Below are 12,343 nucleotides of genomic sequence, written 5' to 3'. Positions count from 1 at the left end.
GCGTAAGAGTGGGTAACAAAAGGGAAAAAGAACTATGGGAATCGGAGATTTCGTAGCTAAGTCAGCACGGCCGTTGCCAGTTATCGTTTTGGCTGATACCAGCGGAAGCATGAGTGTTGATGGAAAAATCGAGGCTTTGAACCAGGCACTCAAAGACATGATCGGAAGCTTTGGTCAGGAGAGTCGAATGCATGCCGAGATTCAGGTTGGTCTGATCACCTTCGGTGGCGGCGTAACACAGCACCTGCCGCTTTCTCCTGCTCATCAAATAGAAGGGTTCAAGCCGCTGGATGCGACAGGAAGAACACCCATGGGAGAGGCCTTTGATATGGCCACAGCCCTGCTGGAAGACAAAGAGATTATTCCGTCGCGAGCGTACCGCCCCGTAGTGATCTTGATTTCCGATGGTCACCCTACAGATGACATCAAGGGGCCGTTTGAGCGACTGACATCAAGCGAGCGGGCTCAGAAGGCAACGCGCTTGGCGCTTTCTATTGGTTCTGATGCGGATGAGTCCCTGCTGCGAGATTTTGGCAATGATCTTGAGGCTCCTCTTTTTCATGCCAACGACGCGCACGATATTCGTAACTTTTTCAGGGCAGTGACCATGAGTGTGTGTACTCGCTCAAGAAGCACCAAACCGAGCGAGCCGGTAAAAATCGAATACCAACCCGGAGCAGATGACGATCTGTTAGATCTGGATTTTTAAACCTTGAAGCGCCTTTTTTACCACTGTTCAGTCACTGGCCCCGGACACATTCGTAACGGGTTACCGAATCAGGATTACCTGTTGGTTCGTGGCTGGGGACAAGGATGGGTTGCTGTCGTCTGTGATGGCATGGGGTCTCGTCCGCGCTCAGAGATCGGTTCTCGCGAAGCGGCAAAGGCGGCTCTTTCCAGTGTTAAAACATTGGATTTTAACGCGGACAACAAGCTGGTGGTGCAGACCCTATATCGGAGTTGGTTAGAACGCCTGAAAGGCTTGGGTGTTGAGCCTCGCGATGCAGTGACAACCTGCATTTTAGTCTGGGGTATGGCTGATGGGCGTTTTCGTTATGCGCATTTGGGGGATGGCATGCTGGCTTCACCAGTAGCGACGATTTCGACAGGCCGAGATTTTGGCTTTAGCAATGAAACAACCGGTCTGGGTCTATCCAAAAATTTATCAGATTGGGAGTTCGGTTCCAGCGCGCTACAAGAGCATGAAAACAGCTTGATATTGATGAGCGATGGAATCAGTGAAGATCTAACCGACCCGCAAGCATTCAGTCACCAGCTCTGTAATGCGCTTGTAAAGAAGACTCAACGGCAGGCAAAAAACTGGTTAAGCAAGCAGTTAAATGACTGGCCCACACCTGGGCATAGTGATGACAAAACATTGGTGGTGCTATGCCAGAAGTAGGAATGGATTCAATGAGTGAACAGGCCAAACAAACCTCAGAGCAGGCAAACTCTTCTGTGAAAAAGCGATTGGTGCACGATCAGTACGGCGCTGAGTACGAGTGTCCCGAGTTGCTAGGCGAAGGGGGGCAGGGAAAAGTCTGGAAAACGAACCACCAGAACACGCTGGTGAAGACTTTTTACCGTAAAGATCCGGATAAGGAAAAGCGCTGGTTTGATCATGTTCAGTGGGTACTACGACAAGACCTGGAGGGCTTGTCTATCGCTGCGCCCAAGGCGCTCATACAGAAGCCTGTACCTGGTTATGTCATGGAACTGATGGATGGGCTGCATCCTCTGTCTGCTGAGATGGAAGGTAGTTTCACTTCACTGGTAGGGGGTGAAGGGCTGACAGGATTTCTGAAGACAGGAGGCCTTAAGCGGCGCCTGCTACTTCTGGCTGAACTTGCGAATACGTTAGCTCGGCTTCATGCAAAGGGATTGGCGTACGGGGATTTGTCGCCAAATAATATTTTCGTGTCTGAGCGTGTCAAGGATGCGCGGGTTTGGCTGATTGATTGTGACAACATCTGTACGAATGAGCGTTCAGGGTGGGAACACCTGCATACACCTGGTTACGGAGCCCCGGAAGTTGTACGAGGTGAATCTGGCGTCAACAGCCTGACGGATGCTTGGTCTTTCGCTGTTATCGCTTACCAACTACTGACTCTTCAACATCCCCTGGTAGGAGTGTTAGTGGAGGACGGCGAACCTGAACTGGAAGAGCAGGCCTATCGTGGGGAACTGCCATGGGTGTGCGACCCTGATGATGATTGCAATGAAGCAACGGGGGGCATACCGATGGAAATGGTTGCCTCAAAAAGGATGCAGGGGCTATTTCATCGTTGTTTCGAACAGGGTCGGCTTCGTGCATGGGATCGCCCAACCCTGACTGAATGGCGCAGCGTTCTGGATGATGCCACTACGATGCTGCTTGATTGCCACAATTCTGATTGCCGCAGTTCCTTTCTCCGAAACAGTTCATGCCCCTTCTGTGATACGGAGGCCGATGCTGCTAATTCAGTTCTGCTCATTGCGTTGGTTTACAGCTCGGATCCGGAGCTGGAACGGAAGCTAATGCAGACAGGCTATGGACGGGTTCTGAATCGCGGGGAAACAGCCAGCTTAAAACGTGTTCCTGCGGGTACGGCTCTATTTCATGAATCCAGTGAAGTGTGTCAGGTTCGGCTCGATGACAAAGGGCTCGCTGTGAAAGTGGTGCCAGGCAACAGAATCAGGCTTGTGCTTGATGGTAAAGAGCAGGAAATCACCCGAGGTATCCTGTTGGACTATGACAAGAAGCAGGGGCGTAACTACTTCTTACATCTAACTCCTGCCCAGCAATCGGATGAGTATGCGACTCATCCGGTCTGGGCATTTCGTTGGTAGGGGGCGGAGGTATGAAGTTAAAAGACTTTCGCTTCTTTAACCCCAACCTTCACTGTGTCCATTTCGTTGATTACAGTGCGGGCTCACTAGATTGGAAGGTGGGGCAAGAAGTCCGCTTAGTAAGCGATAGAAACGAGTTGGTAATAGCTCAAGACGAGCTCGTTGCATCGGTAAGAGCTACAGACTCCAAAACAGCAGACTTAGTCTTAACTCGACTCAGTTTATGGCGCTTGGCTCAGAAAGGAGCTGATCATCTCCACCTTGAGCATGCAGGATTTCAGACTCGGTTGTCGTTGGACCTGAAAATTGCAGTAGACACCTATCTCTCAGGGCAAATTTTTGCTGATGCGCTGATCTCAGAAAACACGGTCGTAGCGGCGAATGAATGGCTGCGGGATGAGTTTGTGCTGGAGCTCAACGAGCCTTTGCTGATAGCGCGGTATTTCAAAAGCCAGGATCGTAATGATTTCCAGTTAGTCGGTAAAGGACATGCTTTATCGATCATCAATGATGGCGGGGTTTGGCGAGCAAAGAAGCTCACCAGGCTGCGTCGTGATAGTCGTGATGTTATTGCGATTGCGGGTACTACTGAATTTGTAGATGACTCAGTTGCAGCCAAGATTGGAGCAACCGCTGTCGATGTGCTCGACCAGCTGATCAATGACAGCGGTAGCTATCTGAACCTATGGGAAACCTACAGCAAACTGCAATGGAATATAGCGACGCGTGCGGCGAAGAAACTGGGTTATTTTTCCTACAGTGACATGTCCCATATGGGCAAGGAACTACCCCGGTTTCGCTTGAATTTGGGTGATGAACAAGCGACTGAGTTCGGCAAGCGGATTAAAGAACTGCAAGATAATGATGAACTTGGCGTCGGAGATCTTGTAGTTGAAATCGCAACAAAGCCACCTGGCTGGCTGCTTGGTGATACAGAGCCTGATAAAAAAGAGGCGTCTGGAAGCAGGCCCTTGCTTGGAAGGGATCTGGTTGTGAAGCCGCCCTATGTAGAGGTAGAAATAAGACAGTCACGCCCTCCCAAGAAAGGTGAGATTTTCTTGTCAATTCAGGGCGACAAGACGGCACATGAGCGGAGGGAGCAAGCCTACACCTCAATCCAGACTCATAACAATCCAATGCCGCAGTTAAGAATGCTACTTGAGGGGGCAGATACTCCGGTAGAGAGAGGCCGCAGATTACGGCCCTTATCTCCAAAGGCTAAGAAGCGCTTCAAAGGGGAACCCACGCCCCGGCAAAAGGATGCGCTGGATATAGCTTTAAACACACCTGATGTTGCGTTGATCATCGGCCCGCCAGGGACAGGCAAAACACAGGTTATCGCCGCTCTTCAGCAACGAATAGTTGATGAGTTTTCAGGCGGTTCATCATTGAAGCATCAAGTTCTACTCACCAGCTTCCAGCACGACGCGGTAGATAATGTTGTTGAACGTTCAGGCGTTTTCGGCCTGCCGGCAGTAAAGGTTGGCGGGCGTCGGTTTGGCGGAGACGCTGCCGAAAGCCCTATTACCAAATGGCGTATCAGCAAAATATTGGAACTTAAGCCGCAGTTGGAATTGGAGATGCGGACGTGGCCGGTTTTCCGGCTGTACGAACAAATGAAAGACGCTGCTCTCAGCCTGAGAATGTCCAGAGAACCAGGCTCACGGCGCGTCTTGGCCATGGATATCGAAGAAATATTGTCTCAACTGGCTCTCGAACATGATCTCCACCTATCGCAGGAGTTGAGTTTTGACTGGCAAAAAACGTTCGAAAAACTCCATCAGGGGAATTCACTTCACCTGTCGAAAGCGACTCGAATGCAGCTTATGAGAAGAACTCGAGGATTAAGAACGAGCCTGCTCGCATTTCATGATGATGGAATTGCTCGTTTAAAAGATTTGCTGGCCTACGTAGAGGACGTGCCCTGCCTCAAAGAGCATGAAGTCATTGTGTTCTTAAGGGAAGTGTTCGATCAGTTAGATAGATCGTCGCTACCAGTTGAATCGGCTATTGAGAAAATTCAGACGGCTAAGGAACAGCTGATTGATGCCGTTCGGCCTGACTATCGCCCCTATGGGGTGCGCTCATACATGGACACAGCTGACTGCGATGTCCTCGATAAGCTGGAAAGTGAGCTATACGAGCTAATTGCTAAATCTCGGACGTTGGGTCCGTTGATGGTACGGCATGAGTATGTTCAGGCGCTTGAAAATAAGGCCTCAAGCATTGAGAACAGTATCGGAGATTACGTCACGGTGCTCGGGGCTACATGTCAGCAAGCGGCCGGCGATCAAATGCTCAATATAAAGGAGACTAGCGAGCGGCTGGGTATTACGTTCGATACCGTTATTGTCGATGAGGCCGCTCGAGCAAGCCCTCTTGATCTGATGATTCCAATGGCAATGGCGAAACGCCGAATCGTTCTGGTAGGTGACCATCTCCAATTGCCTCATATGCTCGAACCTCGTGTCGAAGCCGAACTCCAAGAGCAGCAAGAGCTTGATGCGGTCAAATCAGAGTTACTTCGCATCAGTCTATTCGAACATCTGCATCGCCAGTTTTTGAGAATGCATAAGGACGGCGGGCCGCAGCGCGTCGTGATGCTTGATACCCAGTTTCGAATGCATCCTGAGCTAGGACGTTTCGTTAGTCGGGAGTTCTATGAGCGGCGTGGCTTTGATCCGATTGCTCCAGGCTTGGGCGAAGAGTTATTTGAACATGATATCGCTGACTATTGGGGCTGCCTCGCAGCCTGGGTCGATGTGCCGGTCGAGCAAGGGGCAGAGAAAACAAAAAACGGTAGCAAGCTTAGGCGCGCTGAGGCTAAGCGATGTGCGGAAGAAGCCAGGAAAATTCTTTCCGAGCATCCTGACATGAGCGTTGGTGTGATTACGTTTTATAGCGCTCAAAGAGACGCTATTTACGAAGAACTAGCGGCTTATGGTTGTGCCGAACTCACTGCGGATGGCTGGCAGATATGTTCAGAATATCGCTTGAACTCCTTGGGTGAAGAACGCCTTCGTGTAGGTTCCGTGGATGCATTCCAAGGTAAAGAGTTTGACGTTGTCATCCTTTCGGTTGTGCGGACCTGGAGCACGGATACGGAAATGACCCCTGAAGGCCTGAATCGTAAATTGGGTTTTTTAAGGCTGCCGAATCGAATCAATGTCGCGATGAGCCGACAGAAAAAGTTGCTTATCGTCGTTGGCGATAAAGGGCTTCGAAAAGTTGATGGCTTAGACCCAGAAGACAATATGCCTTTATTGCCTGGGTTCCCCGCCTTCTATGAATTATGTGAGGGAGCACATGGCAAGATTATCTGAGGAGTTCATCTGTTACCTGATGCAGCCTCCTGTCGACGATCGCATGGCGGTTAGGGCTGTGTTGTGGCCTGTTCATGTATGGCAGGTCTATGGGCCTGATGTTTCAGGGAAAAGTACGAATGTATTTGAAAGGTCGTTGCTTTCCCTGCTCTCCATGAGAACAGGAAAGCGATTAGATACTGCGCGCATTGCTGAATTAGCCCAATGGCATGGGCTTGAACCAGAAATGGTGACATACATTATTGAGCAGCAACTAGAGCCAAAGGGTTGGGTGGATCCGAAAACGGGTTGGCTGACAGAAGACGGTCATAAGGCTCTGCAAGAAGACTTGCCAGGCTCCAATAGCCTTCGCACCGGGTATGTATTTCAAGATGCTTTTGACGGTGGTCTTCTACCGAGATATTCAAATGATCTTAAGGTCGTTGAGCCATCAGTTTCTTCGGATACCTCGTTAGAGTTCGCTTTTTCCAAAGCTTCAAATTGGAAGTGGAAGCCGACACTGATCCGTGAAAAACATGAGCCGGTCACACCGAGCAAGGCTGATCTGCGCCATGTGATGGAAGCAACTCACCAAGCTCAACGAAACGCTTGGATGATGGGTGATTTGGATGACTTCGACTCTTTTCGTCAGTTGGATGCCCTAAGGCTGTCAGATAAGGAGTCATTTCCCGCGTTTTTATGGGTCTGGGTGTATACAGGCTCCGGGCTAGAACATGTTTGGGCGGCCGCTGATCCCTTTGGGTTGCACGCGGATGTGCAGTGGATGCGAGAAAAAGTCGAAGGTGCCTGCAGAAGCGTCCCTAAACTCTCGCGAAACATCATGCGGATGATCGGTGTAGACGAGCACGATGAGTTCTCTTCCTTGCGAGATGCTCTAGCAGCACGTGAGGAGCAGGCAAGGCTAGAAGTATTAACGGAATATAACCAAGCCGATCAAGTAGACGGTTTGATTGGCCTTCTACATGGCTGGACGAACCGTAAGCTGGAAATTGAAACATCTGAATTTACAGATCGTTTCCACGATTACCGCGATTTGATAACGCAAAGCTCAAGCTTAATAGAGCATTGTGTGAGGTATTGTCTTGGACGCTTCCCATTAAACAACCCACAAATCATCCCCAGAAATTGCCGTTCGGTTGATTTGCAAAGATTAATCACGGATGCGATGCCCTCGCTTTCAAAGGAGCAATGGCAGGAAGTAACAAAGGTTAAACCTTCGACCGTTTATAGTGCTGCCGTCTACAAGAAGGGCTCTTTTAGACGCTGTTTAGCAGCATGTTTGCTGTCAATGCCTGATTATCCAAACCACCCGATAAGGGGCTTTGTGGAAGCGGAGCAACTGTTCCTCGATGCTTATCGTTTATCGCACTGGAGAGATGACTCCGCTCACGGCGATACGCAATTTAACGTCTCTAAATCCATGTCACTAGAAGCGGCTTCCACCACTGCTTCTTTTTTAAAGATTTTCTTCAAAGGACTGCCCAATGGCCAGAAAGAAAAGTCGGAATAACATTCCTCCACAGCGGCAACCAGCGAAGATGCCTAAAAATGCCATTGCTGAAAAGGTTGAGAGTATCACTGGAACAAAGCCAGAAAGCTCTCTGATGGCTGAAGTATCTTCCGATGAATTCGGAAAACTTGAGGCTTTGTGCGACGAGTTGATTGCACTCAAAGCAAAATATGAAGGTGATGTGCAGGTCCTAGAAGCAGACCGGGCTGAACTCGATGAGTTAAGAAGCTCTTTAGAGAATGAGCGATCAGAACTAGAGACAAAAGCGTCAGAGCGCGAGCAAGAAGTTCGAGGCATTGAAACAGCGCGCACCGAGCTTCTAGCCAAGGAAAAGGCCCTACTCACAAAGGAAGAGGAGCTTTCTGTCCGGGAAGCGGAGGCGCAAGCTGGTTTTGTAAAGCAGCATAGAGAATCTTTGGCGGAATTAACCGCTGAGCTGACCAAGATCCGGGCCGAGCATGCGCTGTCCTTAGAGCAAAGTCAGAACGAATATCTCCAAGCTCAGCGATCGTTAGATACGGAAAAGAAAAGGCTTGCTCAAGAGATCCAGGACGAGTGGAAAAAGCTCGAACAGGCCAAACTGGAGCTTGAGCGTCAGTTAGTAGGCTTTAAGGAACAGCAGTCTCAATTAGAGGCAAAAGAGTCGACTCGTGAAACCTGGGAATCGGTCAAAAAAGAACAGCTTGAACAAGAGTTTGGCATCCGGATTGCTGAGCTTGAGTCTGAGCTTGAGCGAATCAATGCGTACCGGAAGAAAGAAGCAGACCGTTTGATGCAATTACAACAGCGCTTGTCCGGCTACGCGGAGTTGGAACGCGTTATCAAGCAAAAAGAAATGCACTCTGCGGAAGAGCTTTTGATCAGCATGGAGCAGCTCGAATCGGATGTGCGAGAGTACAGACAGAAACTAGCAGGGCGTCCTGTTGAGGAGCTTGAAGATGAGGTCGATTATTTAAAAGACCTTAACAGAGTGCTGGAGGATCAACTGCGAGAGAGAACTCAGGAACTACAAGAGGCAAATATAGAGCGTCATCAAAGAGCCATGGGGGTTATGGAGCGAGAGCAACTGGTGAATAAAAACAGAGTGCTTGAGCAGCATAATGACGCCATTCGCTTAGCTACTGAACAGTTAAAACGAGAAATCGATGACCTTAAAGACTTGCAGCAGGGCCAGGCTGTTTTTCCCGCTCTAACGCGCATGGATAGGGAGTTGAGCGAACAATCGGTTACCCAGCCTGTTCCCTCTCTGGAAGAGTTCGTTGAAGATCTTCAAACGAGAATCTCTCAGGTTGATTCAGAAAACCCCCTCTATTTCGGTAAAGACACTCTTCGCCTTTTCATTGGCGGCTTGGCAATGAGTCAATTACATATCCTGCAGGGGATATCTGGAACCGGTAAAACCAGTTTGGCTAAGGCCTTCGCGCGAGCGGTTGGTGGGCAGTGTACAGTCGTACCCGTGCAAGCAGGGTGGCGCGATCGAGATGACCTAGTAGGACATTACAATGCCTTCGAGAAGCGCTTTTATGAAAAAGAATGTCTTCAGGCTCTTTATCGTGCTCAAACACCAGCGTATAGCGATCGCTTCAATGTTGTCCTTCTGGACGAAATGAACCTGTCCCGCCCTGAGCAGTACTTTGCTGAGTTCCTTTCCGCCCTCGAGTTAACTGGAGAAGACCGGCAGGTAGTACTAATGGAAGATGCGCCCGCCAAATATCCACGATTCCTGAGGGATGGCCGAAAGGTTCCTGTTGCTGACAACCTTTGGTTTATCGGCACAGCAAACCATGATGAGACCACGTTTGAATTTGCCGATAAAACGCAGGACCGAAGCTTTGTGCTCGAGTTGGGCCGTAATGATCACGAAAATATTTCTAACACGTTAAAATGCCCAGTTATGTATAGCGTTTCATCGATGCGTGCAACGATCCAAGAGGCCATGAAGCGATATCGGCCCGAAGTGGATCGGATTTTTAAAACGCTGCAAGAGCATGAAATAACTAGCGTACTCGAAAAGCGTTTTGGCATCGGCTGGGGGAACCGGCTCGAGCGACAGGCTAGGCAATTCATACCAGTTGTAATGGCAGCTGGTGGCACATCAAGTCAGGCGTTGGATCACTTACTGTCAGTTCGTCTGTTCAGGGATGGCAAGGTAACTGGTCGTTACGATACGAAGGCGGAGCATTTAACCAAACTACAAGGCTGCCTTCAAAGTGTTTGGGAGAGTGTTTCTAAAGAAGGCTTTGCTTTCCTTTGCGAAGAAAAGCTTGAGCAAGAGATTGAGCGCAAGGAGATGGCGTGATGCTCAAAGTTAGGGATGTGGCCACAGGAGATATGGTACTGATCACGCCTTCACAGCCAATTCCTTCAGGTCGGTACTCTCTACTTAAAGAATGTTCCCTGGGCATTCATGGTAGCTGGCCTGCCGGCACCGTATTGGTAGATGATGGCCGTGGATGTATAGATATTGACGGTGTTTCCTTCGAGCTCGAAGCAAGTAAGCTCGACACAAAGGAATTGGCGCAAAGAGAGATTGCCTTCCAGGCACTTGAAGAGATCAAAGCACTTGCTGAATTGTCAGATACCGATAGCTTACCCTCTCCTGTGATTCCGCCGGAAATCGCCCACAGGTTCGATCATTCGCAGCTAGAGGTCGAGCTTATGGAGGCACTTCAGTTAGGTCATCTTCATAGAATCGCGAAGTCACCTCGCATATCGATGAGATATGACGAGGAGCTTTTACCTGTCTCTAGGGTTAAGCGTACGGCAAACAATTACCAGCGTCATTTAGCGGCGCATTCGGAATGCTGGCAGCAGAGAACATTCACGGGCATCGTGCCCAAGAAGCTGCAGGCTAAAATCAGCGAGGACGAGGTTCATATATATGAGAACCGTGTATTTGCGCGACTTCTAGATCATCTCGAGCGGTATATCATAGGCACTTTGGCGAGGCTGAGAGTGCTTAATGATGCTCTCCAAAGAGGGCTGGAATTAGAGGGAAGTGACTCCCTTCACCGAAGCTTACGCTATGCATTGTGCGAAACTTGGGGAGAGTCTTTTGCTCAAGGCGAAGCTGAAAGCCTGAAATCTCTTTCTGAGACAAAGCTGGCACATTTTGATGAGCAGCTTAGGAAAATTCAGCAACTAAAACAGAACGCGGTTTATCGCGCCGTACCGCGAGATGCAGAAGTCCCATTGGCCTTGAAAGGCACGAATATTCTGATGAACGATCTGCGCTATATGAAGGTGCGGAGACTGTGGGGGTTGTGGGTAAAGGAAGTTGCATCGAGTTCGAAAGATCCTGTCCTGATTTTTAAACAAAGGCAAAATCAGGTGGAGTGTTACCGGCACTACGTTGGACTGTTAACTCTTCGTGCCCATCAAAAAATGGGTTGGAGAATCACGCCGTTATCTGAGGCGGTCTGGTCGCTCGATCATCCCTCAGGAGTCAGAGGAAGATTAGCCTACAAAGCTGGTCATTGGCACCTATTATGCGATAACACTAATCTTATCGGACAGCTTGAATTCGTTCCAATGGCTCAAGCTTTTATCCTTGAGGAGTCGATCCCTGACCGTATATTGTGTAGCCCTGATAGTGAAACAGAGTCAGAAACAGTACTCATTTGCTCTCCTGATAACTTATTTACTGAAGAATCTGTAATCAAGACTGTTCAACGGTGGTGGATAAGATTAATCGTGACTGATTATGGGATGGATATATCTCAGCTACCCTCAGTGGTCAAAGAAAAATGGCCTGAATCTCAACCGCCTGGGAAATTTAAAGCTATGGGCTCCCCGAATGATGGCGATTTTAAGCTATGGCTTGAGGGCTTCCATTTATCGCCAAGCGTTAAGGCTTCTATAGAAAGAAGTTACATGGCAGCCAGATTCGTTACTTATTGCCCATGCTGCGGTAGACAGGCTGAGGAATCTAAATTTTATTTACGTGAAGAGCGAGGGTTTAAGTCTTTATGTGACCGTTGTGCTTCTGACTGGCAGATACGATCAACAGGTAACAGCTGGATATATGAAATCGGTTTTGACTCTGCTGATGACAAAAAAGCCGGGCGATGGCGCCAAGTCATACAGTTGGAGGTCGGTCAGATGCTGTAGCTGGCACGCTTCTTCTGATTATGGGTTCATATCGGCAGGGGGTGGCCGTTGGTACAGTAAAACCCTGTTCATGCTTAAACCCGGAGATCGCGTCTGGGTCAATATCCCCGGTACGGGATATGTTGGTGTGGCGAAAGTCACGGATCATCCGGTGGTGGCTGATGAGTTCCTCACGGATGGAAAAAGTATCCAGGGGCAATATTTCATGGCTGCCCAGTGCGGCGAAGATGACGCCGAGTACTTCGTTCCGGTTCATTGGCTGCACAAAGTCTCGGTGCATGAGGCCGTTAACGAAGTTGGTTTGTTTGGGAATCAGAACTCTGTAGCCCGGCCCCGCACACCGAAATGGGAGCATACGGTTACGCGGCTGAAAGAGCTTTGGGGTATTGCTGGGTAGTCGTTATTTGTTGGGCTTTAGGCAATAGCTAAGCCGTAAGGATGGTTTCTTTTGGGTAAGAAATCTTACATACCATCGGTTGATTTTTAAGACCTATTCGCATTAAGTAATTGAAAATAATTAATTTTTTGTTTTGGCATGCTTATGGCTTAGACAGCCTGAGCATTTCGGTAT

General features: G+C 49.2%; 8 protein-coding genes. All 8 read left to right on the top strand.

Annotation, left to right across the window (positions count from 1 at the left end; all coding sequences use genetic code 11):
- Window positions 1-34: 34 nt before the first annotated feature.
- The 8 genes from BLV48_RS03145 to BLV48_RS03110 all read left to right on the top strand — a co-directional run bounded on the left by BLV48_RS03145 (window position 35) and on the right by BLV48_RS03110 (window position 12,169).
- Window positions 35-709, top strand: a complete 675-nt coding sequence (locus tag BLV48_RS03145; RefSeq protein WP_091822999.1) for a vWA domain-containing protein — start codon at window positions 35-37, stop codon at window positions 707-709.
- A 3-nt stretch (window positions 710-712) separates the two neighbouring features.
- On the top strand, window positions 713-1,402 hold the full coding sequence (locus BLV48_RS03140) for a PP2C family serine/threonine-protein phosphatase (RefSeq protein ID WP_091822996.1): 690 nt from the start codon (window positions 713-715) through the stop codon (window positions 1,400-1,402).
- 11 nt (window positions 1,403-1,413) lie between these two features.
- Entirely contained in the window at window positions 1,414-2,829 is a 1,416-nt protein-coding gene (locus tag BLV48_RS03135; protein WP_175527567.1) for a protein kinase domain-containing protein, read from the top strand.
- Between the two features lie 11 nt (window positions 2,830-2,840).
- Window positions 2,841-6,152: a DEAD/DEAH box helicase gene (locus tag BLV48_RS03130; RefSeq protein WP_091822990.1), complete on the top strand. Its 3,312-nt coding sequence runs from the start codon at window positions 2,841-2,843 to the stop codon at window positions 6,150-6,152.
- Window positions 6,136-7,662, top strand: coding sequence for a hypothetical protein (locus BLV48_RS03125; protein ID WP_091822987.1), 1,527 nt, complete (start codon window positions 6,136-6,138; stop codon window positions 7,660-7,662). The genes BLV48_RS03130 and BLV48_RS03125 overlap by 17 nt, the downstream gene beginning before the upstream one ends.
- Window positions 7,637-9,961 carry an AAA family ATPase gene (locus tag BLV48_RS03120; protein ID WP_091822984.1) on the top strand — a complete coding sequence of 775 codons (2,325 nt, stop codon included), beginning with the start codon at window positions 7,637-7,639 and terminating at the stop codon, window positions 9,959-9,961. Before BLV48_RS03125 ends, BLV48_RS03120 begins: the two co-directional genes overlap by 26 nt.
- Window positions 9,958-11,772 carry a hypothetical protein gene (locus tag BLV48_RS03115; protein ID WP_139253873.1) on the top strand — a complete coding sequence of 605 codons (1,815 nt, stop codon included), beginning with the start codon at window positions 9,958-9,960 and terminating at the stop codon, window positions 11,770-11,772. Before BLV48_RS03120 ends, BLV48_RS03115 begins: the two co-directional genes overlap by 4 nt.
- A gap of 70 nt (window positions 11,773-11,842) precedes the next feature.
- The gene (locus tag BLV48_RS03110) at window positions 11,843-12,169 is read left to right on the top strand and encodes a hypothetical protein (protein WP_175527566.1); all 327 of its coding nucleotides are present in this window, start codon (window positions 11,843-11,845) and stop codon (window positions 12,167-12,169) included.
- Window positions 12,170-12,343 lie beyond the last annotated feature (174 nt).

This window comes from Marinobacterium iners DSM 11526 (assembly GCF_900107855.1).
GTDB classification, from domain to species: domain Bacteria; phylum Pseudomonadota; class Gammaproteobacteria; order Pseudomonadales; family Balneatricaceae; genus Marinobacterium; species Marinobacterium iners.
Note: the sequence above shows the minus strand (reverse complement) of the source record. Positions and strands in the feature narration are given on the sequence as shown.

Excerpts from the sequence above, each read along its gene's own strand:
- BLV48_RS03130 (WP_091822990.1), top strand. The coding sequence starts at position 2,841 with ATGAAGTTAAAAGACTTTCGCTTCTTTAACCCCAACCTTCACTGTGTC.
- BLV48_RS03110 (WP_175527566.1), top strand. The coding sequence starts at position 11,843 with ATGCTTAAACCCGGAGATCGCGTCTGGGTCAATATCCCCGGTACGGGA.
- BLV48_RS03135 (WP_175527567.1), top strand. The coding sequence starts at position 1,414 with ATGAGTGAACAGGCCAAACAAACCTCAGAGCAGGCAAACTCTTCTGTG.
- BLV48_RS03145 (WP_091822999.1), top strand. The coding sequence starts at position 35 with ATGGGAATCGGAGATTTCGTAGCTAAGTCAGCACGGCCGTTGCCAGTT.
- BLV48_RS03120 (WP_091822984.1), top strand. The coding sequence starts at position 7,637 with ATGGCCAGAAAGAAAAGTCGGAATAACATTCCTCCACAGCGGCAACCA.
- BLV48_RS03125 (WP_091822987.1), top strand. The coding sequence starts at position 6,136 with ATGGCAAGATTATCTGAGGAGTTCATCTGTTACCTGATGCAGCCTCCT.